This window comes from Flavobacterium rhizosphaerae (assembly GCF_046000445.1).
Lineage (GTDB): Bacteria > Bacteroidota > Bacteroidia > Flavobacteriales > Flavobacteriaceae > Flavobacterium > Flavobacterium rhizosphaerae.
On record NZ_JBELPZ010000004.1, the window covers coordinates 110224 to 136454 of the forward strand.

The 26231-nt window shown below is 35.9% G+C and carries 27 protein-coding genes, 1 tRNA gene and 2 pseudogenes; 5 read left to right on the plus strand and 25 right to left on the minus strand.

Translation table 11 applies throughout. The features are described from left to right. Positions 1–102 precede the first annotated feature (102 nt). The 17 genes and pseudogenes from ABS766_RS06040 to nhaC form a co-directional block, all read right to left on the minus strand. Positions 103–851: pseudogene (locus ABS766_RS06040) on the minus strand (alpha/beta hydrolase fold domain-containing protein). An 11-nt stretch (positions 852–862) separates the two neighbouring features. Further along, positions 863–1582 carry an SDR family NAD(P)-dependent oxidoreductase gene (locus ABS766_RS06045; RefSeq protein WP_408084227.1) on the minus strand — a complete coding sequence of 240 codons (720 nt, stop codon included), beginning with the start codon at positions 1580–1582 and terminating at the stop codon, positions 863–865. Between the two features lie 287 nt (positions 1583–1869). Then, positions 1870–2139, minus strand: a pseudogene (locus ABS766_RS06050) (ATP-binding protein); the annotation flags it as partial. 693 nt (positions 2140–2832) lie between these two features. Next, positions 2833–2920, minus strand: a tRNA-Ser gene (locus tag ABS766_RS06055). A gap of 142 nt (positions 2921–3062) precedes the next feature. After that, complete coding sequence (ribB, locus tag ABS766_RS06060) at positions 3063–4205, minus strand: 3,4-dihydroxy-2-butanone-4-phosphate synthase (protein WP_408084228.1); 1143 nt, start codon at positions 4203–4205, stop codon at positions 3063–3065. Next, positions 4202–5671, minus strand: coding sequence for an LptF/LptG family permease (locus ABS766_RS06065; protein ID WP_408084229.1), 1470 nt, complete (start codon positions 5669–5671; stop codon positions 4202–4204). Before ABS766_RS06065 ends, ribB begins: the two co-directional genes overlap by 4 nt. 9 nt (positions 5672–5680) lie before the next feature. Then, positions 5681–6334 (minus strand): LolA family protein, encoded by a 654-nt coding sequence (locus ABS766_RS06070; RefSeq protein WP_408084230.1) that lies wholly within the window; start codon positions 6332–6334, stop codon positions 5681–5683. Between the two features lie 2 nt (positions 6335–6336). Continuing rightward, complete coding sequence (locus tag ABS766_RS06075; protein WP_408084231.1) at positions 6337–8823, minus strand: DNA translocase FtsK; 2487 nt, start codon at positions 8821–8823, stop codon at positions 6337–6339. 22 nt (positions 8824–8845) lie between these two features. Continuing rightward, on the minus strand, positions 8846–9223 hold the full coding sequence (locus ABS766_RS06080) for a diacylglycerol kinase family protein (protein WP_408084232.1): 378 nt from the start codon (positions 9221–9223) through the stop codon (positions 8846–8848). Positions 9224–9242: 19 nt separating this feature from the next. Then, positions 9243–9740, minus strand: coding sequence for a thiol peroxidase (gene tpx / locus ABS766_RS06085; protein ID WP_408084233.1), 498 nt, complete (start codon positions 9738–9740; stop codon positions 9243–9245). Positions 9741–10023: 283 nt separating this feature from the next. Further along, a complete protein-coding gene (locus ABS766_RS06090; protein ID WP_408084234.1) occupies positions 10024–10452 on the minus strand; it encodes a hypothetical protein in 429 nt (142 codons plus the stop codon). Positions 10453–10468: 16 nt separating this feature from the next. Then, a complete protein-coding gene (locus ABS766_RS06095) occupies positions 10469–10891 on the minus strand; it encodes a hypothetical protein (protein WP_408084235.1) in 423 nt (140 codons plus the stop codon). A gap of 2 nt (positions 10892–10893) precedes the next feature. Next, on the minus strand, positions 10894–12618 hold the full coding sequence (locus ABS766_RS06100; protein WP_408084236.1) for a DUF6973 domain-containing protein: 1725 nt from the start codon (positions 12616–12618) through the stop codon (positions 10894–10896). 122 nt (positions 12619–12740) lie between these two features. Then, on the minus strand, positions 12741–13001 hold the full coding sequence (locus ABS766_RS06105; RefSeq protein WP_408084237.1) for a DUF6952 family protein: 261 nt from the start codon (positions 12999–13001) through the stop codon (positions 12741–12743). Continuing rightward, on the minus strand, positions 12982–13296 hold the full coding sequence (locus ABS766_RS06110) for a thioredoxin family protein (RefSeq protein WP_408084238.1): 315 nt from the start codon (positions 13294–13296) through the stop codon (positions 12982–12984). The genes ABS766_RS06105 and ABS766_RS06110 overlap by 20 nt, the downstream gene beginning before the upstream one ends. Positions 13297–13322: 26 nt before the next feature. Next, the gene (locus ABS766_RS06115; protein ID WP_408084239.1) at positions 13323–13961 is read right to left on the minus strand and encodes a peroxiredoxin; all 639 of its coding nucleotides are present in this window, start codon (positions 13959–13961) and stop codon (positions 13323–13325) included. A 147-nt stretch (positions 13962–14108) separates the two neighbouring features. Then, complete coding sequence (gene nhaC / locus ABS766_RS06120) at positions 14109–15581, minus strand: Na+/H+ antiporter NhaC (protein ID WP_408084240.1); 1473 nt, start codon at positions 15579–15581, stop codon at positions 14109–14111. Between the two features lie 141 nt (positions 15582–15722). Here nhaC and ABS766_RS06125 point away from each other — a divergent pair, with 141 nt between their 5' ends. Further along, positions 15723–16142: a DoxX family protein gene (locus ABS766_RS06125; protein WP_408084241.1), complete on the plus strand. Its 420-nt coding sequence runs from the start codon at positions 15723–15725 to the stop codon at positions 16140–16142. A 9-nt stretch (positions 16143–16151) separates the two neighbouring features. On the opposite strand, the gene ABS766_RS06130 is transcribed toward ABS766_RS06125, so the two are convergent. From ABS766_RS06130 to ABS766_RS06140, 3 genes are read right to left on the minus strand one after another with little or no spacing between them, the layout of a single operon-like run. Continuing rightward, complete coding sequence (locus tag ABS766_RS06130; RefSeq protein WP_408084328.1) at positions 16152–16916, minus strand: TIGR02757 family protein; 765 nt, start codon at positions 16914–16916, stop codon at positions 16152–16154. 1 nt (position 16917) lies between these two features. Continuing rightward, positions 16918–18582, minus strand: coding sequence for an LIC_10190 family membrane protein (locus tag ABS766_RS06135; RefSeq protein ID WP_408084242.1), 1665 nt, complete (start codon positions 18580–18582; stop codon positions 16918–16920). 3 nt (positions 18583–18585) lie between these two features. After that, the gene (locus ABS766_RS06140) at positions 18586–19248 is read right to left on the minus strand and encodes an ABC transporter ATP-binding protein (protein ID WP_408084243.1); all 663 of its coding nucleotides are present in this window, start codon (positions 19246–19248) and stop codon (positions 18586–18588) included. Positions 19249–19519: 271 nt separating this feature from the next. Here ABS766_RS06140 and msrA point away from each other — a divergent pair, with 271 nt between their 5' ends. After that, on the plus strand, positions 19520–20065 hold the full coding sequence (msrA, locus tag ABS766_RS06145) for a peptide-methionine (S)-S-oxide reductase MsrA (protein WP_408084329.1): 546 nt from the start codon (positions 19520–19522) through the stop codon (positions 20063–20065). Between the two features lie 33 nt (positions 20066–20098). On the opposite strand, the gene ABS766_RS06150 is transcribed toward msrA, so the two are convergent. The 4 genes from ABS766_RS06150 to ABS766_RS06165 form a co-directional block, all read right to left on the minus strand. Then, positions 20099–20419, minus strand: a complete 321-nt coding sequence (locus ABS766_RS06150; protein WP_408084244.1) for a DUF6787 family protein — start codon at positions 20417–20419, stop codon at positions 20099–20101. 30 nt (positions 20420–20449) lie between these two features. Beyond that, complete coding sequence (locus tag ABS766_RS06155; protein WP_408084245.1) at positions 20450–20890, minus strand: DUF6146 family protein; 441 nt, start codon at positions 20888–20890, stop codon at positions 20450–20452. 88 nt (positions 20891–20978) lie between these two features. Then, positions 20979–21428: a hypothetical protein gene (locus tag ABS766_RS06160; RefSeq protein ID WP_408084246.1), complete on the minus strand. Its 450-nt coding sequence runs from the start codon at positions 21426–21428 to the stop codon at positions 20979–20981. A 230-nt stretch (positions 21429–21658) separates the two neighbouring features. Further along, entirely contained in the window at positions 21659–21832 is a 174-nt protein-coding gene (locus ABS766_RS06165; RefSeq protein WP_408084247.1) for a hypothetical protein, read from the minus strand. 382 nt (positions 21833–22214) lie between these two features. On the opposite strand from ABS766_RS06165, the gene fabG reads away from it, so the two are divergent. The 3 genes from fabG (at position 22215) to ABS766_RS06180 (ending at position 25527) form a co-directional block, all read left to right on the plus strand. Then, positions 22215–22961 (plus strand): 3-oxoacyl-[acyl-carrier-protein] reductase, encoded by a 747-nt coding sequence (gene fabG / locus ABS766_RS06170; protein WP_408084248.1) that lies wholly within the window; start codon positions 22215–22217, stop codon positions 22959–22961. Between the two features lie 33 nt (positions 22962–22994). Next, on the plus strand, positions 22995–25022 hold the full coding sequence (locus tag ABS766_RS06175; protein WP_408084249.1) for a hypothetical protein: 2028 nt from the start codon (positions 22995–22997) through the stop codon (positions 25020–25022). 76 nt (positions 25023–25098) lie between these two features. After that, a complete protein-coding gene (locus tag ABS766_RS06180) occupies positions 25099–25527 on the plus strand; it encodes an META domain-containing protein (protein WP_408084250.1) in 429 nt (142 codons plus the stop codon). A gap of 99 nt (positions 25528–25626) precedes the next feature. Here the strand turns inward: ABS766_RS06180 and ABS766_RS06185 are convergent, their stop codons facing one another. Then, positions 25627–26175 carry a type 1 glutamine amidotransferase domain-containing protein gene (locus tag ABS766_RS06185; RefSeq protein ID WP_408084251.1) on the minus strand — a complete coding sequence of 183 codons (549 nt, stop codon included), beginning with the start codon at positions 26173–26175 and terminating at the stop codon, positions 25627–25629. Between the last annotated feature and the right edge of the window lie 56 nt (positions 26176–26231).

Sequence of the window (26231 nt, forward strand, 5' to 3'; positions counted from 1 at the left end):
GTTTGGAGTCAATATGCGAAAATGACCAAACATGTTTCTGCCCATCATACTCCTTAAGCTTTGAATTTTTCTGGATTGGCTTAATGAATGCATAAAAGTTTTTTAATCATCATTCAATACTTCGTCTGTACCAACCAATAAGAAAACAGGAGGGAATTTTTTGAACTTCAATTCACTCGGATCAGCCTCTTTGATGTTATTTGAAGAATACATCAATGCATGGTTATACAGAAAATCCTTGCTTAGGATTAGATCCAATGCCTGTTTGGTTTCATAGGAATCATTAACACACTTTAAATCTATCCAAGAGGAGATTAGGACTAAAGATGCAGGCATTGATAGATTAGCTTCCTGTGCTTTACGTACCAGTGATATAGCTAAACCACCGCCAGCACTATCACCCATTAACGTTACTTCAGAGCCTTTGTACTTTCGTTGCAACTCTTTGTATACATTGATATTTCATTGTTTGCTGTAGGATAAGGATGCTCTGGTGAAAGTGAATATTCTATGTACAACATTGGCGCATGGAATGACTTGGCTAAGTGTGATAACATGGAGTGGTAAGTATTAAAATTGCCATAGGTATAAACACCACCATGGAGGTAAACAACTATATTTTTTTGATTTAGCAACTCCTTATTAAGCCAGTAGCTTTTTACTCCTGCAATGGCTGTTTCATTTATCGAAACAGTAGAGTCTGGCGGGTATACTTTCCCTAAGGTTTCATAGAATGCCCTAAATTCATCGATTTTTTGCATTGTACTATCTGGAATAGTTTGTGCTTTCACATTTATGTTAGCGAGTTGAAGCAGCGCCAACATCAGTACAATTTTGAATGTATTTTTCATAATTTAAGTTTTTAGTCGTTTAATAATGGATAGTCGATATAGCCGTGTTCCGCACCGCTGAACATAGTAGCCTTGTCCGGCTCATTAAGCGCAGCATTTTTTTCAAAGCGTTGTGGCAGGTCAGGATTAGCAATGAACAAGGTCCCGAATGAGATAAGTTTGGCAATGCCCTTATCAAGTTCTGCTTCAGTGGAATCCTTGTCATACCCGGCGTTGGCGATAATTGTTTGGCGGATCTTTCTGCCGAAGAATTCAATTTCATCGTCTTTGGGATAGTGAGCAGGCGAAGGAAAATAAGGGCTTCGCCTCATTAGTTCCACATAGGCAAAATCCAATTTGTTCAGCTCTTCAATCAGGTAAGTGTACGTTCCAGCCGGATCATCTAATATCATAAAGTGGACGTTCATCATCGCGTCAAACGCTTCCTCGGTAGTCTCTGATACAGAACCGTAAATACCGGCACCGGCATTGTTAATCAGGAAATCAAAATTAGGGGAACCTTCGTGCTGGGTTAAGTGCCCGCTCACCTGATCTAAAAATGCGTCAAAGTTCTTTATATTGCTAACGTCTAATTGGTACGCAATAGCTTTCTGTCCAAGGGATAATACTTCAGTTACAACTTTATCAGCTTCAACTTTATTACTGTGATAGGTAAAAATAATATTATTACCTTTTTTAGCCAGGTTGATAACCATATCCCCTGCCCAAACCACGGCTACCTCCTGTAACAATGGCAATTTTATTCTGTGTTGACATACTATTTTAAATTTTATACTGCAAAGTTCATCAACTTTACCTCAGCATATGTAGTCAAATTATTGATCCTTTTTTAATCCTGCATTGGTATCTGGTTTTTCTTTACTTATGCCCATTTACAGCAACAAGGGCGGGCAGGTGTATCGGCGGGCAAGTACTGCGTCTGCTATTGTTTTCTCACCGATTATATCATACCATTGCTTTACCGATATCTGAGATGTAAGCAATTGTAGAGCGTTTCTGGTAGTGGTCTTCTATAATGTCAAGAAGTATGAGCCTTGACTGCGGGTCGAAAGGGCTGCAGGCCAAAATCATCCAGTATAAGCAGGTCTATGCGTTCTATACGTTTAAGTTCAGCCAGCAGGGTTCCTTTAGTTTTTACCAGTTTAAGCTGCCCCATAAACTTGGCGGTATTGACATAGAGTACCTTAAAGCCATCATGACATGCCTCGTAACCTATTGCAGTTGCCAAGTAGCTTTTTCCTGTTCTAGTGGAACCGGTAATAAATATATCCTTATATTTCTTTATAAAGTCAAGCCCGGCCTACTTCTTCGAGATAGGCTTTGTAACGGAAATCCATGTCCAGGGTGTTCCAGACGCGAACGTACTTCTTTATGCTATTGCAGGAAGTGCTCACCATCCCGTGGATGGTCTTAATGCCCGTACCCCGGCAGTACAGGCGGATAATCTGTCGTAATTTATTCATCTTTATGGGCTTATTGGACATGGTCTATCTCAGGTTTAGTTTATCAAAAAAGGCTAAATTAATCCTTGTTCCAAAAGTCTGGCAAAAGACTACTTTTTATGCCTTTTTTGAGGAGTCAATTTAAACTGGCCGAAAGGGGGCAGTTTGCTCCGGCGAGAGGGGGCTTTTTAAATCGGCCAAGAGGGGGTCAATTTGCACTGGTTTGTCCATCCCTATCGATGTATATAGAAATATCTTATTAGATGATATAAATAGAAAAACAAAAATTAAAGATTTTATACAGTTATCAAAAGATACAGTAAAATTGATTATAAACAATAATTATAAAAATTCAATGATACTGATTTTGAAAATTTCGAAATATTATTAGATTTATTAATTGGAAAACAAAAATCTTTTCATAAGTCAGCAATATAAAGGTGTAGACTGTCAACGATTTTGTCAACTAAAAAAATAAAACCCTTTAAAATGTTGATTTAAAGGGTTTTGCGTTTTAGAGTTTCTTTTGAAACTTCATTTGGCGGAGAAAGAGGGATTCGAACCCCCGGACCTGTTACAGTCAACGGTTTTCAAGACCGCCGCATTCGACCACTCTGCCATTTCTCCAGTATGTATAAGCAATTTTGTTTTGCTTAATTGCGGTTGCAAATATAGTAACCTTTTTGGTTATAGCAAATATATTTTAAGTGAAATAGTCAAAATAATTCCTGTAAAATTATAAGTTATTCATACTAATAATTTTAGCTTTTTAAAAATTTACATACTCTTCTATTCTTAGCCCATAGCCAATCATTCCCACTCGTTTTGTATGTGCCGAATTAGTAAGCAGCTTTATATTGCAAATATCGATATCATGTAATATCTGGGCACCAATACCAAAATCTTTGGTATCCATTTTTACCTGTGGTGCTTTGTTTATACCTTGCGCTTGTAAATCTTTTAAATCTTTTAACCTTTGTAATAACTCAGAAGGTTTAATATCCTGGTTAATAAATAATATTGCCCCCCTGCCTTCTTCATTTATTTTATTAAACATACTGTCCAGCTTTTGGTCGGCATTATTGGTTAAGGTTCCCAATATGTCATTATTTACCTGTGTAGAATTAATACGGGTTAATACAGGCTCTCCTGTATTCCAAGTGCCTTTTGTTAATGCAATATGTATTTGTTTATTGGTTGTTTGCTCATAGGCCCGTAACCTGAAGCTGCCAAAGCGGGTATGTATTTCAAAATCATCCTTTTTTTGTATGAGGCTATCGTGTTGCATGCGGTATGCAACTAAGTCCTCAATAGAAATAAGTTTCAGGTTTAGCTTTTTAGCAATTTTGTATAATTCCGGCAATCTCGCCATTGAGCCATCTTCATTTAGAATCTCTACTAATATCCCGGCAGGTTTTAAACCGGCAAGCCTAGCAAGGTCTATAGCTGCCTCAGTATGCCCTGTACGTCTTAAAACACCACCTTCTTTTGCTCTTAGCGGAAATATATGCCCCGGCCTGCCTAAATCTTCTGGTTTAGTAGTTTCTTCTGTAAGCGCTTTAATGGTTTTAGAGCGGTCATGAACAGAAATTCCTGTGGTACAGCCATGTCCTAAAAGATCAACAGAAACCGTAAAAGCGGTTTCGTGCAATACAGTATTATTGGTAACCATGAGAGGAAGATTCAGTTCATTACAGCGTGCATCAGTAAGTGGGGCACAAATAAGCCCGCGGCCTTCAGTGGCCATAAAGTTTATCATTTCGGGTGTAACTTTTTCTGCTGCGGCTATAAAATCACCTTCATTTTCCCTACTTTCATCATCAACCACAATTACCACCTTGCCAAGCCTGATATCTTCTATAGCTTCTTCAATAGTATTTAATTTTATTTCTGTATCTTCAGCAATTATCATTCTTCTGTTTTTTTATTCTTAAAAATGTTACTTATGGCTTTTTGTACCGGCAAAAATATATTGTCAAAGTTTATCAGCCCTATATCATTTGTAGCACGATAAGTAAGCAGTATAGCTAACGGGCCTAATACAAATGATGACATCCACGAACCTAAAAAAGGAGGGATGCCATTTTCCTGCGCCAATTTTTTCCCAAATGTATTTATAAAGTGAAAAATAATAAATATCAACACGGCAAATACTATAGGCAGGCCAAGCCCTCCCTTACGTATAATGGCACCCAAGGGTGCACCTATGAAAAACATAAGTATACAGGAAAAGGCTATTACAAATTTTTCGTAAAGTGCAAGCCAGTGCGAATTTATATTTTTAGTTTTTTCAAATAATGCCCTTTGACCATTAGAAAGCAAAAATTTATTACTGTTTACATTATTATAGGCTGTTTCATAAATGCGGGACAAATCATAAATTTCTACAAGGGTGGTAAGGTTTTCTGGAATACTGTCTAACACCGGTTTGGTTACAGAATCTCTTGCAGTGCGTTTAGGTTGCGAATAATTTTTTAATACAGCATTGGGCCTTTGGGCAACATTATCGGCTATAGTTTGTTTTTCGTTACTGTAATTTTTGTTTAAAGAATCAAGCGTATAATTAAGCTGGGTAACATTCAGCATCCTGTCAGTATGTCCAACATCTTCACTTTCCATGTCTTCAGAATTAAACTGTGAAAGGTCTATATTCATAACATGTTTAGAAAAGCTGCTTTTTGCAAAGGGCTGGCGTAAACGCTCAGCAGGTTTTTTAGAGAAAATATCTTCGTAATAATATCCGTCATAAAGTTCAAGTTGAAGAAGATTTGATTTTTCACTGCCTATAAGTAATCCTCTTTTTGACTTGATTATAGTAGCGTTAGACGCTCCAGTTTTTCTTTTATGGATGGTTACCCCGGTAAGTTTTTCGCCATTTTCGCCATCTTTTTTATCTACTTTAATATTAAAATTTTCGCCAATAGATGTAAACTGTCCGGCGGCAATAGCCATTGCCGGTTTTCTTTGCATAATATTTCTTCTCATATTGGTGAATTTGTATTCTGCCTGTGGAATAACATTATTAGCAAATACAAAAGATACAGCACTTAAAATAAGTATAAATATTGTAAGCCCCCTCATGGCTCTTTTCAATGAAATTCCGGAAGACTTCATGGCGGCAAATTCATAATTTTCGGCAAAACTACCAAACGTCATTATAGAAGCAAGCAGTACCGAAAGAGGCAGTACCAAAGGAACCACCTTTGGAGAATAAAAAAAGAGAAATTTTATTACTATCCAAAAATCAAGGTCTTTACCTGCCAGTTCTGATATAAACAGCCATATTCCCTGTAGTATAAATATAAAAAACAGTATGATAAATACAGAGGAAAAGGTTTTTACAAAAGAAACAAGTATATAGCGGTCTAAAATTTTCACGCAGAAAAATCAGTCTAATCTGTTAATGTAATAATTAGGATATTTACTCTCTGTAAAGGTAAAATGATTTTTTGATAAAGGCTGATTTGTTTTGAAAGAAATTAGGGTAAAAGTGGTTTTAGTACCGTCTTTATCTATTTGTATAAGATTATAAATATGTTTTGTTTGCCAGTCAACTCCTATAAGTACCTGCTTAATACTGTTTTTAGCATCAGTTGGAGTTAATTTTACATATTGTATTTTTCTTCCTTTTACATTCTGCATAATATCCCAGGCATAATTATACCCAGTATTAAAAAATGTAAGCATTTTACTTGGCGTGAGGCTATTGATTTTATCTTTATTGTATGATTCTATTGATATTTCTTCATCTTCTGGTACTATGGTATATATTTTATCACCGTCAAAAATTTGTGTAATACCCATAAAATTAAACACGTACTTTTCACCCTGCATACTTACATCTCCGCGGCTTTCCTGGTTAAGATTTTTACTGCTGTTGCTTACAGAACACTTAAAGTCAAAAACTATATTGTTATAACTGTTAATTTTATCAGTTACCTGGTCAAGTAAATTTTTTGCTTTTTGTGAGCTTTGGGCGTGGGCAGCAGAAATAGTTAGGGTTACAATAAAAATTGTTATAATCCTGATAATACGTTGCATTTTTACAAGTTGTTTTCTTCGTTTCTAAAAAATTGCTCAAGAGATATAATATCAGGTATAAGTACTGCACGGGCTTTACTCCCCTCAAACGGGCCTACAATACCTGCGGCTTCCAGTTGGTCTATAATTCTGCCGGCGCGGTTGTAACCTAATTTAAGCTTGCGCTGTAGTAATGAAGCAGAGCCTTGTTGTGCATTTACAATAACTTCGGCTGCTTCCCTAAACATTGCATCTCTTTCGCTTATATCCATATCAAGATTAGTGCCACTTTCTTCTCCTTCATATTCCGGCAATAAATAAGCCTCGGGATATGCTTTTTGTGCCCCTATAAATTCGGTAATTTTTTCTACTTCGGGGGTGTCTACAAAAGCACATTGCACGCGTGTAGGCTCATTACCCTGAGTAAAAAGCATATCGCCACGCCCAATAAGCTGATCTGCCCCCGGGCTGTCTAATATTGTTCTTGAATCTATTTTAGAAGTTACTCTAAATGCTACCCGTGCCGGAAAATTCGCTTTAATTATACCGGTAATCACATTTACTGATGGCCTTTGTGTAGCTATAATTAAATGTATGCCTATTGCCCTTGCTAATTGCGCCAGCCTTGCTATAGGGGTTTCTACCTCTTTACCGGCAGTCATAATAAGGTCGGCAAATTCATCTACTACAAGTACTATATAGGGTAAAAAACGGTGCCCGTTTTCAGGATTGAGTTTACGCTGGCGAAATTTTTCGTTATATTCTTTTATGTTACGCACCATAGCATCTTTAAGCAGGTTGTAACGGTTATCCATTTCTACACAAAGTGAATTAAGGGTATTAATTACTTTAGTGTTGTCAGTAATAATTGCATCGCCGGAGTCCGGAAGCTTTGCCAGGTAGTGGCGCTCGATTTTATTAAATAGGGTAAGCTCTACTTTTTTAGGGTCTACCAGCACAAATTTTACCTCTGCAGGGTGTTTTTTATACAGTAAAGATGTGAGTACAGCATTCAACCCGACTGATTTACCCTGGCCTGTGGCACCTGCCATAAGCATGTGTGGCATTTTTGCAAGATCTACTACAAAGGTTTCGTTTGAGATGGTTTTGCCAAGCGCTATAGGTAACTCCATCTCTGCTGTCTGGAATCTTGTTGAGGCAATAACACTTTTCATAGAAACCGTTGACGGGTTTTTATTGGGCACCTCTATACCTATAGTACCTTTTCCCGGTATTGGCGCTATAATACGTATGCCCAGTGCCGAAAGGGATAAGGCAATATCATCTTCAAGATTTTTAATTTTTGATATACGTATGCCTGCTTCAGGTACAATTTCATATAAGGTTACGGTAGGGCCAATAGTGGCTTTAATCTGGGCGATATCAATTTTGTAATTCCGCAATGTTTCTACAATGCGGTTTTTATTTTCTTCCAGTTCTTCCTGGTTAATTGTTATGCCACCGACACTATATTCCTTTAAAAGGTCAATAGGCGGAAACTGATAGTTTGATAACTCCAGTGTAGGGTCAAACTCACCAAAATCTTTTACAAGTTTAGATGCAAGGTTTTCTTCAACCGATGTTTCTTCCACATGTTTTTCAATAACAAACGATTCTTCTAAAGGCTTCTCATCTGCCACATTTTTAATGGGATCAAGTTGCTGTTTTTCCTTAGGGGAAAGGTTTATTTCAGAAGCATTTTGTATTGTTGGTTTAAGAGAATCGCGGTTTACTTCAAATGGCGACGGGGCAGGGGTAGGAACAGTTTTTAGTTCTATTTTATCCAGTTCATCCTCATCCAGTTCACTAGTTACAATGTCTACTGATGGTTGTTGTGTAGCTTGTACATTTGGAGTGGCAGGCACATCATTTTTGTCTGTAATGTTTTCTTCCACTTCTTTCTCTTCCTTAGGTTTCTTTTCAAAAAAAGATTTTATGGCATCGGGAGAAATTTTAATCCTGAACAGTAAAAATATGGCAAAACCAAAAATAACTACCAGTAATGTGCCTGTTTTACCAAGGTAATCCTGTAGGTACAGGTTTATTTCGTACCCTATAATACCGCCAAGTTGCGGAAGGTATTCATTAAAAAAACCGCAAAGTACCGAAACAATTATGATAAGATATAAATCCCAGAAAAGTACTTTTTTTAATTTTTTACCAGGCAAATCAAGCACCATATGGGCACCCGCCAAAAAGAAAAATCGGATTAAGATAAAGGAAGCTACACCAAAGCCCTGATACAAAAACAGATTGGCCAGCCATGCGCCAAATTTACCCAGCCAGTTTTGTACATGCTGTTGCCTGTCGCCAAAAGCGGATAGTTCACTCTGGTCTGACTGCCAGTAAAGAAAGTAAGAAACAAAAGATAATAGTAGCGCTATGGCAAAAAGAAATGAGAGTACACCCAGCAATACCTTATTCCTGCGCGATAATGCCCATTTCTTTTTTGCAGTAGGGTCATTAGTCCCGTTATTTTTTTTTACAACTTTTTTATTTGTCTTTGCCATTCCCCTAAAAACCTCTCAGATATCACGTAAATATAGCCGAAAACTTCGGATAATAAATAATCAGCCCCGTCACAAAGGCCGAGATTGCGGCAAAAAAAACCGCCCCGGCTGAAATATCTTTTATAAAACCTATTTTTTTGTTGAAATCAGGATGTATAAAATCAGTAGTTTTTTCTATTGCGGTATTTATCCCTTCTACACTTAATACCAATCCTATAGCCATGGTTTGTACCATCCATTCTGTAGCCGATATGTTAAAATAAAAACCTGCCGCTGTAACCAGTAAGGCTATAACAAGCTGTAGCATAATGCTGTGCTCTGTAGTAGCGAGTTTATACATGCCGCGTGCGGCATAGATAAAACTTTTAAGCCTGCCTTTGGCAAAACGGTGGTCTTTCATTAAGTACGATGATTACTTGTTATAAGGCTGCAAGCGCCTTATCATAGTCAGGTTCATCCTTAATATCAGGCACCTGTTCAGTATACTTAACATTACCTTCTTCATCTATTACCACAACTACACGTGAGTGTAATCCCTGTAATGGGCCATCAGTAACAGTAAGGCCATAATCTTTGCCAAATTTACCCTCCCTGAAATCTGAAAGAGTAGCCACATTTTCTATGCCTTCAGCACCGCAAAAACGATTTTGTGCAAAGGGTAAGTCACGTGATATGCATAGTACTACTGTATTATCTAATGCTGCTGCTTTTTTATTAAACTCCCTTACAGAAGTTGCGCAGGTACCGGTATCAATACTTGGGAAAATATTCAGAATAATTTTTTTGCCTTTATAATCGGACAGTGATGCGGTTGAAAGGTCACCTTTTACTAATGTAAAATCGGGTGCCTTGGTACTTGTTGCAGGCAACTCGCCTGAGGTTTGTATTGGGTTTCCACCAAGATTTACTGTAGCCATAATAGTATTTATTTATAGAACAAAAATAACAAAATATATGGTTAAAGCAGGGTAATGCAATTAAAATGTATAGCGCCCTTAGGGGGCGCTATACATTAGTTAGAATTATTAATTGTTATCTCCTGTTTTTTTTAAAGACTTTTATTTTTAGAGAAAGGTAAGGGTTAGTTTTCTATAAAATTTAACCCTGAAATACAACAATATGATTAATGCAGTAAACAACAGAACCTGCCAAATTATTAAACCTGTATTTGATTGCTCATAGTTGATTACATGATATGTATTATTTTATTTCAGAAATTTTATGTTTTTTAGCAAAATCCCCATTGGGTTTAATTTCTTTTTTTGAATGTACACCGTTATCCCAAGTATAAAAACTGTACACATTATCCAAATATGCAAATGGGACATCAATTAATCCGTTACCACATATATAATAATAATCATCTTTAAATACAGCTATTGTTGCAGCACCATGCTCACCCTTTGGATAGACAAAGCTTTTATATTCAAAAGTTTTTATTATAGTATCTTGCGGTTCTATATCATAAAATGTTGCAGTTTTATTTGGAAATATACGTACACTCACTGAGTCATATGTTATATTGGACAGATTTATTAGAGACACGTCAACTTTAAAATTCATTGGTGTCTGACAATTAACCATCAGGATTGAGGTCATCATAATAAAAGAAATTAATATTTTTTTCATAAAAATAAAATTATAATCATCTTTTAAAGTCTTCAATTTTATGTCTGTGATCTTTATTTTTTGGTATAAAATCTTCTTTTGTTGTTATGTAAGTATCATATATGTAAAAGCTGTATTCATCTTCGAGTCTGGCAGTAGGAAAACCAATGAATCCGTTAGACATTGTATAGAAATAACGTTTATCAAAAACTGCTAAACTGAAAACTCCTCTTTCACCTTTTGGTATTTTTTCTTTATTATTATAATTCATTACTATTATTGTGTCCATGTTTATATTGTATAAAACCTTTTCATGGTCAAATAAATCATGTATAATTATTGAATCTAATGATTTTCCACTTTTATTGTGTATAATAAGCTTAATATTAGTTTCCTGTTGGCTAAATAATAATAAACTCAGCAATAACGTAGCTAATATTGTGTATATGAATTTATTCATAATTATTGATTAGTAAATAGAATTTGAGTATTTGATAATATGTTGTCACCTTCATTATTATCTAATGGACTTAAATATTTGCAATAACCTACATCCATAAAAGTATGAACTGTTTCTTCAATTACGCTATCATCGGTATTAAAATTGTAATTCTCACCAATTACTCTTCCAACTCCATTATTATGTAAATCCATAGCTGTTTCAAGCTCATGATTGCCAGAATTCACTTCATGTGCATCAGTAAAAACTTTAGTCATAAATACTCCTATTTCTGCAGCATCTAAAGCATTCCAATAAGTATGCCTAAAAGCATCTGCTTTGCCATTATGTACATGTGTGTAAATATTATCATTAGCGAGTTCACTAGCCTTATTAAGGGCTTCGATTGAGTTTTCAACATGCAAAGCGGCTGGTAGTGGAAATCTCCAAAAAAGAAATAATTCCAGAGCATTTGGTCCTTCAAATATTGCCGGATTATCCGAAGGTATGGACATATTGTTGTTTATATAATCCTCATCTTTCCACCATTCAAAAGGTTTTCCTTCTCCCTTGCCGGGATAATCAGATGGGGTATACGTCACAATAGGTGTTTGTCCTATTAAAGTTGAAATATCAATAAATGATTCAGAGTTATAATCAGTTGAACTAAAATATTCAACAATATCCTGAGCGGCTTCAGGATTATTTTCCGCAAATTCAAGCAAAGAAACAGCCAATGTAAAATCAATTTCATAATCATGGTATCCGCTTAATATTATCTTAACCACATTTTTTATTGTAGTAGAATAATCATTTTCATTTAAGGCATCTAGCGCAGGAGTACGTACTCCAGAATCCTGCATGGCATCCTGTTGTGCTGTATCAAGTTCATTCCAAAATGATTGTTCATTTGATGGCGGGGCAATAACTGGGCGAGTTATATTACCCTTCACCAGAGCTATGTCTCCAGGAGGCAGCGATGGTACATTAGGATTATATGTACCTCCTCCACCAGTTCCTCCACCAGTTCCACCTCCGGTACCTCCACCACTGTAATCTCCACCAGTAATCCAGCCTGAATCGCCATCCTCAATAATTACTGAGCGGGTTACTGTCACAACTACCGGCTTTATATTCGCTTCACATACGCCCCACTCTCCAAAGTTATGTGCTCCATGCACATGTTGGCTACAAGGTATAACAATTGTTTCAGTGTACCATATTTGTATTTGCCTACTTAATATATCGTTAGGGTCAAATAAATTTAATTGATTTCTAACAACCGGGTTGGTTAGAAGTGTGGGTTTACCAATTTTTATATAATCTTTTTCCTGGGAAGTTAAATTATATTTGTAGAGAGAAACGCTATAAGAACCATCGCCTTGGCTGCTCAACACTAAATTTTCCAAATAACCTGTTTCGGGAATCCTGAAAACAGGAAAAGTTAATGAATGGTATTGGCCGTTATCTATCCTTAAAATAGTATCGGTACTAACATAAAAATCGTAATCATCACTATAAATGGTTTTTTCTGCGCTGGAATTAGAAGTATTCCGACTTTCTTGAATTTTTTTAATAATTTTTTTTGCTTCAGGGATATTTTCTAAATCCTGCTCGGAAATGTATGACTCACGGAGTCCAAAATCATGTTGGGAATTTTCACTTTCCGATACTGAGTCATCACGTTCACAAGATAAAATAAACAGAAAGGCCGCAAATAATGCAGCAATTTTTAAATTGGTTTTCATGGTTTTTAATTAATTGGTTCATTTCAAACTTAATTAAGTTATAATCAAAATCAAAATATAAAGTGTTAAAAAAAACGCCCCCGTTTCAGGGGGCGTTCCACTTTAAAACCAATTTTCTAAAATCAGCCTTTATCAATGGCACCAAGTACGCGCATCATAAAACTATTAAGCGCTTCTTTTTTACTCATGCCGTCTTTTATCATTTTGTTAACCTCCAGTGCACCATACATGTTAGAGATAAGTTCTCCAACCACATCAAGCTCCTCATCTTTAAGAGAAGGCACTTCGGTAAGGGCTTCAAGCACTTCCAGGGTTTCTATTATATAATCCTGGTCGTTTTGTTCTATAAACTCTGTTAGGTGTTTAATTACTGGTAACTTCATTGATAAGATCGGTTAAAACATCAACTTTGTTTGTTTGTACCTGGTTAACCAGCTTACCGCCTTTAAAGGCTGCAAAAGTGGGCAGGTTGTCTACTTTTGCAAGCTTGCGTGATTCCGGAAAATTCTCGGCATCAGCAATTACAAAAGTTACATTTTCTTTTTCAGAAGCCATTTTTTTAAATTTAGGCTTCATAATCCTGCAGTTGCCACACCATCCGGCAGAGTATTGCACTACCACAATTGGCTCTGCAGCAACTATTTCTGCAAGGTTGTCTTTTTCAAGTTCCTGTAACATGCAGTTTATTTTTTAGATTAATAAAATTAGTTTGCACTAAGGTAGCTGGCAACACCTTTACGGTCAGCTGTCATAGCCTCTTTACCTTCTTCCCAGTTGGCAGGGCACACTTCACCTTTTTCCTGTACGTGTGTATACGCATCAATAAGCCTTAAGTACTCGGCAACATTACGGCCAAGAGGCATATCATTTACACTTTCATGGAAAATTTTACCATCTTCATCTACAAGATAAGTAGCACGGTATGTAACGTTAGAACCTGTAACCACTACTGTTTCGGTTTCTTCGTTATATTCAGAAGATTCAATGTCAAGAATACCAAGAATGTTGGCAAGGTTACGGTTAGTATCAGCAAGTATAGGGTATGTAACACCTTCTATACCGCCGTTATCTTTTGGTGTGTTTAGCCAGGCAAAGTGTACTTCGTTAGTATCACAAGAAGCGCCTAGTACCACAGTATTCCTTTTTTCAAACTCGCTTAGGGCAGCCTGAAAGGCATGAAGTTCTGTAGGACATACAAATGTAAAATCTTTAGGATACCAGAAAAGGAGTACTTTTTTCTTTTCGGAAGTTGCTTTTTCAAAAATGTTGATTGATAGGTAGTCACCCATTTCATCGATAGCGTCTACTGCAATGTTGGGGAATTTTTTTCCTACTAATGCCATAGTGTTAAATATATTTAATGATTAATAATTATCTCTTTTGCAAAGATACTTTCATTAGATATTATATTGGCATGACATTCATCATATTTATTTATTTCATGATAGATAAAAACTATTAAATATAAATTATAAAATAATATTTATTTATCAAAATGTATTAGTAGTATTTCGTACTAATTTTTTAATTTTTATATGAAATGCAGCAAAAATCAATGTCATAATAGGACTCAGGATATTAAAAAATGCATAGGGTAAATAAGAAAGTGTTGATACACCTAATACACCAGATTGATAGGCTCCACAGGTATTCCAAGGGACAAGTGCCGATGTTACCGTACCGGAATCTTCTAAAGTACGGCTCAGGTTTTCCGGGGCAAGCCCACGGTCTTTATAGGCCTCGGCAAACATTTTTCCGGGCACAACAAGGGCAAGGTACTGATCTGATGCTGTAACGTTTAAAACCACACAACTACCTACGGTGCTGGCAAATAACCCGAAGACACCCTTAGCCATTTTAAGCAGGGCATTACTTATTACCCCAAGTGCACCTATGGCTTCCATAACACCGCCAAAGGTCATGGCAAAAATAATAAGCCAAATAGTTTTTAGCATTCCAGCCATACCACCGGCAGTAAACAAATCTTTTAGTATTTTATTTTCAGTTGGTATATTTATATCTACTGTTATTGCATTCATAATACCTTTATAAGCAGAAATAAAATCAAGTGATTCTGTTCCGGCTACCATAGCTACTAAATGTGGCTGAAATATTAGCGCAAATACGCCACCCAAAAGGGTACCTATCAATAAAGCAATAAGAGGCTCAGTCTTCTTTACTATAAGGATAATAACTGTTAGCGGTACAATAAACAACCATCCGTTTATATTAAAACTATGGGTAATATCAGCCAGTGTTCCTGCGGTATCAGCTTCACCGGAGGCCGTTTGAGTAAGCCCCAATATTATAAATAATATCAAGGTAATGATGTATGTAGGTACCGTAGTAAACATCATATAACGAATGTGCGTAAACAAATCGGTACCTGCCATTGCAGGGGCAAGGTTGGTAGTATCTGAAAGGGGAGACATTTTATCTCCAAAATAGGCGCCGGAAATTACAGCGCCTGCAACCATACCACTATTTATACCCATAGTATTACCAATACCTATAAGGGCTATACCCACTGTGGCAGAAGTTGTCCAGGAGCTGCCGGTAGCCAGAGAAATTACAGAGCAAATAAGCACACAGGCCGGCAGGAAAACAGTAGGGTTAAGTATCTGTAATCCGTAGTAAATCATAGCCGGGACAATGCCGCTGAGTAGCCAGGTACCTGCAAGTGCCCCCACCATAAACAATATTAGTATAGCGCCCGATGTAGACTTTATATTTTTAGAGATCTTTTCTATCATGGCGTGGTAAGATACCTTATTGGCAAATCCCACAATGGCAGCTATTGCAGCACCTAAAAGCAATACAAACTGGTTAGAACCTTCCAAAGCCATATCGCCATACACATGCACATTATAAGCCAAAAGCGCTACAAGCAGTATCACCGGTATAAGTGCCTGAAAAAGGCTTATTTTGTGTTTGTGCTCTTTGTGTGTAGGGGTGGTATCCATGTATTGCGCTTAATTTTAAATTCACGCAATTTAAACAAAAATATAATAATGGCTATAAGCCTTATGATCCTTAAAGTTTATATAAATACTTTTCAGGCTCTTTTGCTAATGAGTAACTTTAGGTTATTAAATACTATACATATGAAAACATCATCTAAATATTCTAAAAAAAGAAATTTATTACGTATAGCACTGGGCGCCATGCTGGTGTTTGCCGGTACCAGCCACCTAACTTTTGCCCGTAAAGAATTTAAAGCACAAGTACCAGATTGGGTACCGATGGATAAAGATAGTGTAGTACTACAATCTGGCGTGGCAGAGATACTGCTTGGGCTGAGCCTTATACTATTAAAAGAGAACCGTAAAACAGTAGGGTGGGTAGCAGCTGCCTTTTTTCTGGCGGTTTTTCCCGGCAATATTGCGCAGTATCTTGACCGCCGCGATGCTTTTGGTCTTGACACCGACCAAAAACGTTTTATACGCCTGTTCTTCCAACCCGTGCTTATTGCCTGGGCCCTGTATAGTACTGGTGCTTTATTGAAAGAGAAAAATGAAGGATAAGAAAATAGACTAAAAACCTTCAAAAACCCCCAATCCAAATAATGCAAAATCATATTTAACCGGGTCGGCAGCATCCATAAGCCGTAGTTGCGCATCAAGTTCTGCAAGAGCTTTGGCATCGTTTTGTTTACGGGTAAGTATGCCCAGTTTCCGTGCCACATTGCCACTGTGTACATCAAGAGGGCAGGAGAGGGCTGCAGGAGAAATGCTTTTCCATAAACCTAAATCTACCCCCGAATTATCATTTCTCACCATCCAACGGAGGTACATGTTTATGCGTTTGGCAGCACTGCCGCTTAGTGGGTCGCTAACATGTTTTTTAGTGCGGGGCAAGTGGGCGGCTTCAAAAAATACTTTTTTAAATTGAGATATAGCCGGTTGCAGGCTGTTATGTTCCTGATGTTTTGCAAAAACAGTTTCAAGTCCGCCGTGGTTTTGATAAATGTGCTGCAATGATTTTATGAATGTGATAAAGTCAATACCGTTAAACGTTCGGTGTACAAAACTTTCAAGCGGTTCTAAATGGTGTTCGCGGTGGTTCATCACAAAATCGTACGGGCTATCGCCCATAAGCGCCACCATTTTTTTTGCATTATTTATAATCATTTTCCTGTTACCCCAGGCAATTGTAGCAGCCAGAAAACCAACTATTTCAGCATCTTCTTTTATTGTAAATAAATGGGGAATCTGTACCGGGTCAGTTTCAATAAAACTGCTATTATTATACTGTATAACTTTATCATCTAAAAAATCCTTTAATTCACTCAGGGGCATTTTATTGCCCTGTATCTTTTGCATAAAATCCCTCTTTTAATGTATTGCCACGCAGTTGTGGTATAATGTTATATTTGTGGTTAAAATAAATTATCTGTTTTTTGTTTACGCATGGTAAAGGCCCATCGCCGCATCCCCAAAAAAAATCTATATCCTCGGGACTATTATATTCTAAATTGCCTTCAGACACCTTACTATATCGTAAATTGTATTTAGAATTCTTGTGTGGAAATATACTGTTTTTTATATTAAAATTACTTGTAGCAGAAGTGTATTTATTATCTGAAACTTTGTTAAGTTTCAGCGGAATTAATAATACAAAAGCTGTGGCTAATGCACTTATAGTGAAAGAGAGCAGCATAACTTTTTTGTTTTGTAAAATTACCGAAACCGCTAAGAACAAAAACAATAATAAAAAATTAAGATAAAAGCGATATTGTGGTGAGATTTGAAGTAATAAAATAAGTTGCAATACCATGATGCTATATAGAATCCACCATTTATTCTTATTTTTAAACTTATAGATTACTAACGGACTGATTATAATAATAATCATGGCAAGTTTATTAAAAATACCATCAAGTTTTGGCATAAACAGCCAGTTTGTAAAAGACTGGCCATGCGCAAGGCTTTGGTTGCCAGAAAACAGACTGAACCCATAATGCCTGGCAATGTTTAGAGGCAGTTTCCAATCAGGTTTTAATATGCTAAAATCTGCATTGGGAAATAATACATAGCCACTTAGTAAATAGTTTTTATATAGAAACAAAGTAGTAACCATAAGGCAGGGTATAGCTATTTTTACCAGGGAAGACCTTATATACTTAAAATGTAAAACCAACATTGCTACAGGCAACAAAATAATGGCAATTGCTGTGATTTTGATATACACTATAAAAACAGACAGCAGCGTTACAATTTTAAAATTTTCGGCAGAATTTTCTTTGTCTAAAAAATAATATACTGCTATAAACGTAAAAATATATACAGGCAAGTCTGGTGAGGGGGCACTAATAAATTGAAATAATAAAACATTTGCCAGCGGTAAAAGGCCAATTACTAACGCTTCAAAATTTTTATTATTGAAATATTCATTTAGTTTTATAATACAAAAAATATTGCCCAACAATAAACAATATCCGCTAAGATCATTAAAACCAGAGTACAGAAAAGAAAAATTAAAAGCGCTCTGGGCAATATGCCATCCGCTGGTTTGTGAAAAAAAGATGTGCAGATTCGCAAGCCCCTTTACAAAACCATACTCATTTAGCCATTTTATTGTTTGTATATAGTATGATTCGTTATCTATTATATAAGGTGCTGTAGCACATTGTGCAATAATCATAATGATATTAGCAGATAAATAAAACTTAAAGAAAAGCGAGAAGCTTTTTATCTTTACAAAGAAGTTATTATAAACCGGTGAAATATCATTTTTCCTATAGAAGAAACACAAGATACTAAGTGCAAAAATTACTAATTGAAATTCAATATTTACCCTGTCAAAAATTGCCCATACGGATGCTAAGCATGTAGTTAAAAATAATCCGGAAACAGCAGCTATGCTAAAGTTTTTAGTTTCTATATGTAAAAAGCTATTTAAAACTATGCCGAAATTAATGCATAAAAAAGTAATGTAAATCCAGCTTACAAATATTAACAGCATAGGCTAACTTATGATATTACCATCGCTCATTACCAGTTTACGGTCGGCCATATCAGCAAGCTCTTCATTGTGGGTGACAATTACAAAAGTTTGACCTAATTCATCACGTAGCTTGAAAAACAGTTTATGTAAGTTTTCGGCTGAGGCAGTATCCAAATTTCCCGAAGGTTCATCGGCATAAATAACAGCGGGATTATTAATTAATGCCCTGGCTACGGCCACACGCTGCTGTTCACCACCCGATAGTTCTCCCGGTTTGTGGCCAATGCGGTGTCCAAGCCCAAGATATTCAAGCAGCCTTTTGGCTTCTTTTTCTGCCTCGTTTTTTGGTTTATTGGCTATAAATGCAGGTATACATACATTTTCTAAAGCAGTAAATTCTGGCAATAGTTGGTGAAATTGGAAAATGAAGCCAAGTCGCTGGTTCCGGAAGTGAGACAATGCTCTATCTTTAATGCTAATAACATCTTCACTATCGATAATAAGAGATGTGCCTTCCTGGTTGGCAGGCTTATCTAACGTGCCTAAAATTTGCAGTAATGTTGTTTTTCCGGCACCTGATGCACCAACTATAGATACTATTTCGCCTTTTTGTATTTGCAGGTTTACACCTTTGAGTACATGTAGGTCATTGTAATATTTATGAATGTTTACCGCCTGTATCATGCTTTATTTTTATAGAGAAACAAAGTAACAAACATTTTGTTTTAAAAGCATCCTTTTGGCACAATATTTCGTATGTATTGGTAAGATTGGTTAACTTTCTTATAGAAGCTGAGCACTATATTTTAATTTTAAAGCATTAATTTTTATGAACAAGCTTATAGCAATTTTTATAGCTGCATTTTCTATGTCATGCAACTCTAAGCAGGCCGAGCCTGTTTATTATGGTGATAATGATAATGCGGCACAAACAAACCAAAAAAAGAAAGACAGTATGGATAATAAAACAACAGAAACTGCAATTTTTGCCGGCGGTTGCTTTTGGTGTACCGAAGCATTTTTTACCGAGTTAAAAGGAGTTGAAAAAGTGGTATCCGGCTATATAGGCGGTACTACCAAAAATCCTACTTATAAACAAGTTTGTACCGGTAATACCGGCCATGCCGAAGCCATACAGATTACTTTTAATCCTGATGAGGTTGCTTATGAGGATTTACTTGAAATATTTTTCGCTACACATGATCCTACAACACTTAACCGCCAGGGTGCCGATGTGGGTACACAATACCGCAGTGAAATTTTTTATACTACTAAAGAACAAAAAAATAAGGCAGAGAACTTTATAAAGCTACTTATTGACCAAAATATTTTTGATAATAAGATAGTAACTAAAATTAGTGAGGCAACTGTATTTTACCCTGCAGAAGATTACCATCAGGATTATTATGCCGAAAATTCTGAGCAGCATTACTGCCGTATGGTTATAGCCCCAAAAATGGAAAAGCTTAAAAAGAATTATAAGAGTAAGCTAAAAGAATAAGAGTATCTATAAGCCCTTGCAACATGCAGGGGTTTATTTTTTTTGTAAATTTTCTTTAAAAAGAAAGCCAAAGCCTAAACCCCGCAGCATTTTCTTTTCAAAAGCCCAGAAAAATTTTATCTGGCCTGAAATAAACCCGAAAAATAACAATAGTACCTGGTACACCGGAAAAATCAGAATAATGTACAATGGGTAATATAACCAGGGGGATATTTCATCTTTACTCAGGTGTAAAAAAGACAATATTGGTTTGGATACATAGGCAGATGTTGATCCCGTAACAGCAAATACAATAAATATAACCACCAATTGATAGTTGTATTTTATACCCCAACGCTGTTTAAATTTTTTCATCCGGTTGCAATCACCGCAAATATATCTCTTTTAGTATTGTGGTACAATACCACCAAGATTTTGGTTGTTGGTATTTTGAAAATAAACAAGGTAATTATAAAGCAGGTAATTTACTTCATAACCATAATTTATATTTCTCCTGTAATCAATTTCCATCTGGTACATGTTGCCAAAACGTTGTGGATTTCGTGAACGTATATTCCATTCGTTAACCCAACGCCAGTTTTTATTTTCCAGGTATTGTTGTCCATAAAACCCCCGTTGCCTGGCACGGCTGTATAACCATGAATTAAAACCAGGGTCTATTATAATAACTTCATATTCAAGAGAGTCATTTGCAATACGTACAGTATCATTAGCTGTTACTCCAGCTATTTCATTTTCCTGCGGCATAGTTGCAGTGTTACTATTACTGCCACAACCAAAAATAAGAAGTAAAATAAATGATATGGTAAGTAGATAATATCTCATAACTAAAAGCTTTTTATAAAAATAAAAAATAAAAGGCATCACTTATTAGTTAAGAATGCCTTTTATTAATTTCCTTTAAGGGGAAAAATTATGCTGTAGCTACATCAATAGCGGCTTTACCAATTTCTTTCTCAGCAGCTATTTTGGCGTCAGTTTTAGCATCTTTAGCTTTATCGGCAATTTCACTGCCTTTTTCTATAGCTTCACTAAACTTTTGTTTTGCTACTGCTTTAGCATCGTTAAATTTCTCTCTTACATTTTCTCCAAATTCTCCTGCTCTTTCAGAAAAATTATCAAAATATCCTTTTCTCCTTAAAATTACTCCTACTACTGCTAAGGCAGCCACTCCGGCAGCTATCCCTATAATTGCATTTTTGTTACTCATAGCTTTTGTTTTTAAATTATTAATTTTACTCTTATTGGTTTTTGGTTTACCGGCATACGATTTACTATGCCTGTTTGGGTCAGTTCCTGAAGGGTCATTTCCCCTGTCAATATTTCTTACAGTGTTTTGCGGTTTTTTACTATCTGTTGTCATGGTTATGTATTTAAATATTTTCTATACAATAAAATTAACCATACTAATATCGGAAATCTATTAACTATCTCTTAAAATTTGAGTTTTTAATACCGATTTAACTTTTTGATTCACAGATGTGAAACAAAATAAAAAAATCCCGATGTTTTAGTTCGGGATTCAGTTTTTTAAAGGCAAAAAATATGGTGTACCTTATAGAGGTATGCAGTTATAATAATATGCAGATAAAGTTATACAAACAAAGGAAATTCTTCTTCCTCATAAACTTCAAGCTCTTCACCATCCAATTCTTCTTCGGTTAAAAAGCCAACCATTTTTACAAGGCCAAGGCCTGCAAAAAATGCCAGTATAAACTTTATTAATGCATTGTTAGTTAAATTTTTTTGTAGAAATAAATTTTTCATTGCTTTTTTTATGTGTTATTTTTCAATTTTGGTTTGAAATTACTACTATTTACTTTAAAATAAACCTTTTTAATAAAATTTTAATAGTTATTTAGCTTTTGTGATATTTTATGTGTGCTAATTGTAACTAAATGATGAAGTTTTAAGATTCTGAAAATTTATTTCTGTGCTGTGAGCCCTGATAAAACAATTTGAAATAAATACGTTTTTTGATGCATTCTCCAAACATATTTCCTATACACAAATTATTTTATTTATGGCCTATGAGGCTGACAGACTTCAGGTCTTTAATTATTGGTGTCCATTTAATGAATTAAAGTCAATGTTGTAACGATAAACATTTATTATATTTGTTGCTTTCATAAAAAACAAACAAACAGGTATGAAATTATTAGAAGGTAAAACGGCGATAATAACCGGTGCAAGCCGTGGGATAGGCCGTGGGATAGCATTGGTTTTTGCAGAACAAGGAGCCAATGTGGCTTTTACATATAGTTCTTCGGTTGAAGCAGCCAATGCACTTGAAGCAGAACTTAAAGGTCACGGTGTAAAGGCAAAAGGCTACCAGAGTAATGCTGCTGATTTTAATGAAGCGCAAAAACTGGCAGATGATGTAGTGGCTGAATTTGGAAGTATAGATGTATTGATTAATAATGCCGGTATTACTAAAGATAACCTGCTAATGCGTATATCTGAAGAAGATTTTGATAACGTTATTGAGGTAAACCTTAAATCGGTTTTTAATATGACCAAAGCTGTACAGCGTACCATGCTAAAACAGCGTAAAGGTTCTATAATAAATATGAGCTCTGTTGTAGGTGTAAAAGGCAATGCCGGACAAAGCAATTATGCTGCCTCTAAAGCAGGCATGCTTGGTTTTACTAAATCAATAGCGCTTGAACTTGGTTCGAGAAATATTAGATGCAATGCCATAGCACCGGGATTTATTGAAACCGAGATGACGGCAAAACTTGGTGAAGAGGTAGTAAAAGGCTGGAGGGAAAATATACCTTTAAAGCGTGGCGGTACTCCGGAAGATGTAGCTAATGCCTGTGTTTTTCTTGCCTCAGATATGTCTGCTTATATTACAGGCCAAACCCTTAATGTAGATGGCGGTATGCTTACCTAAAAATTGTTTAACATTGAAGATTACACATAGCGAATGACTGCATTTACGGTTTTATTAGTAATACTTTCTGCAATTGCAGCATTAGCACTTTCTTTCTATCAATATATTTTTAGAGCCAAAAACAGGGGTAAAGTATTCCTGCTTTTGGCTTTTTTACGTTTTTTAACCTGGTTTTCAATATTTATATTGCTTATTAACCCGGTTATAACCCATACAGATTATGAGGTAGTAAAAACCCCCTTACCTGTTTTGGTAGACAACTCCCTCTCTGTAAAAGAACTTGGCCAGGACTCGCTGGCAAAATTACTGGCCGAAAAAATAGCTGAAAACAGCGCATTAAGAAATAAATATGATGTGCAACTGTATAATTTTTCGGGCGATTTTAATGCCGGTAATGCTACTGATTTTAACGGCAATCAAACCCATATAGACCAAGCCGCACAAAACCTGAAACAGCTATATAGAAATAGTGCCTATCCGGTTGTGTTGCTTAGTGATGGCAACCAAACTATTGGCAACGATTATATTTACAGCTTTCCTGAAAATGTTTCGGTTTATCCTGTGGTGCTGGGGGATACCACTGCTTACTCAGATTTGCGTGTTAACCAGGTTAATGTAAATAAGTATGCATTTTTAAAAAACAAGTTTCCTGTAGAGGTGTTTTTACAATACAGCGGCAACAAGAGTATAAATGCCGTATTTAATATTATGCAGGGCAATGCGGTAGTGTTTAAACAAAATATACAGTTTACACAAGATAAAAAAGCCCAGACAGTTTCGGTATTGCTCAATGCTAATTCCGTAGGTGTACATACCTACCGGGCAGTTATTACATCGGCAGAGCCGGAAAAAAACACCTATAACAATACAAAAAACTTTGCGGTAGAAGTTATTGACCAGCGTAGTGAAGTGGCTATAATTTCTTCTGTAAACCATCCTGACCTTGGTGCGCTAAAGAGGGCAATAGAAACTAATAAACAGCGTAATGTAAGCATTATAAAACCCGGAGAGGTAAAGTCATTGAAGGATTATAATGTGCTGATATTATATCAGCCGGGTCCGGCATTTAGGTCATTGCTTGAAGAAAATAAAGCCCTTGGGTTAAATACTTTTATCATAACCGGCCTAAATACTGATTTTAATCTGCTCAACCAGTATCAAAACGTACTCAATTTTAAAATGAGTACTCAAAGTGAAGACTACCTGGCTGATTTTAATCCGCAATTTAATGTGTTTGCTGTTGATGATATTGGTTTTAGTAATTTTCCCCCCTTACAAAACCCTTTTGGTACCATAACGGCACAGCCGGGTGGTAACATTTTGCTTAATGCCCGTGTACGCAATATACAAACCGGAAGCCCATTAATGGTGTTTTCAGAAAAAGGGGCCTCCCGTTCTGCCATGCTTTTGGGTGAAAACATATGGAAATGGCGTTTACAAACCCATATTGATAATAATTCATTTGACAAATTTGATGTTTTTATAGATAAAACTATTCAATATCTGGCATCAGACTCAAAACGTAAATCGCTTGTTGTAAACCATGAAAGTTTTTACAATTCAGGCGAAGTTATCTCTATTACAGCACAGTACTTTAATAAAAATTATGAATTTGACCAGAATGCACGCCTAACTATACAGTTAAAAAATAAAAGCAACAATACTACCAAAGCATACGATTTTGTAAAAGGTAATAACGAATATAAAGTTAACCTTAACGGACTTGCTGCCGGAAAATACAGCTTTACCGTAAAAGAAAGCAATTCTAATACCTTATATAGTGGTAATTTTGAAGTACTTGATTTTGAAATTGAGAAACAATTTGTAAACCCCGATTTGTTACGGTTACAGCAAACGGCAGCTAACACAGGGGGGAAAGTGTTTTATCCTGCGAATGTAGATGATTTGATAAAATTTTTATCGGATAACGAAGCTTACAAAGCAGTACAAAAGGAAGTTATAGAAAAAAGTCCGCTTATAGACTGGATAACATTACTAATTGTTTTATGTGCTTCGCTTGCTGCAGAATGGTTTATACGTAAGTATAACGGCTTGGTATAACCTTAAAGTTTCTTTAAAAACAAAACACCTGCTGCCTATTCTCGCTACATTTATACAAAATTTTAATTTATTATTTATGAAACGTAATTTGTTTGCATGGGGTTTTGTACTCATGTTTTTACTTCTTGCCGGATGCGGCAGTTCAAAATCGGCTAGTGAATCGATGGAAATTTTAACCGCTACAGACTGGAAGCTTAGCTCAATTAAAGGAGAAGGTGTAGACAGCTCAGAATATCCTAAAGAGATTCCTACAGTTACTTTTACTAATGATTTAAAAATTACTGGTAATGGTGGTTGTAACCAGTTTGGTGGCAGTTATAATATTAATGAAGAAAACGGTATAAACATAAGTGAACTGGTTTCAACCAAAATGTTTTGTGAAGGAGTAGCCGAAAATAAATTTTTTGATGCGCTTAATTCTGCTAACATCATAAAAATAACTGAGGATAAATTGGTACTGTATGATGAAGCAGATGAGGTGTTGACTTTTGTGCCTAATAAATAACCTGAAAATTTACCGTTATTTATCGCAGTAATAATAAAAAGAAGCCTTTGCGTAATTGCAAAGGCTTCTCAGTTGAATTAAGTATTAACCTCAATAATATTAGCTATGCTGTAATTGATGTTTTCCTTCTTTAACTTCTTCAACAAGTTTTTTATTGAAAGCAGGTAGGTCATCCGGTGTGCGGCTGGTTACAAAACCATTATCTACCACTACCTCTTTATCTACCCATTTGGCTCCGGCATTAATCAGATCTTGTTTTATAGAAGGGTAAGATGTCATTTCACGTCCTTCTACCACACCTGCATTAATAAGTGTTTGTGGACCGTGGCAAATGGCTGCTACAGGCTTTTTCTGGTCAAAAAATGTTTTTACAAAAGCAAGGGCATCTTCATTTGTCCTTAGTTTGTCAGGGTTTATAACACCGCCTGGCAATACCAGGGCATTATAGTCAGATGCATTAGCTTCGCTAAGGGTTTTATCAACTTTATATTCAGGCCCCCAGTCTTTGCCGGCCCATGATTTAATAGATCCGCTTTCCGGGCTTATAATTTCAGCTGTCCAGCCTTGTGCTTCAATATGTTCTTTAGGTGATTTCAGTTCACTTTCTTCAAATCCATTAGTAGCTAAAATTGCTATTCTCTTATCCATGATTATTAGTTTTAAATGTTATTAATTTGATTACTGTAAAATTAGCCCATAATAAA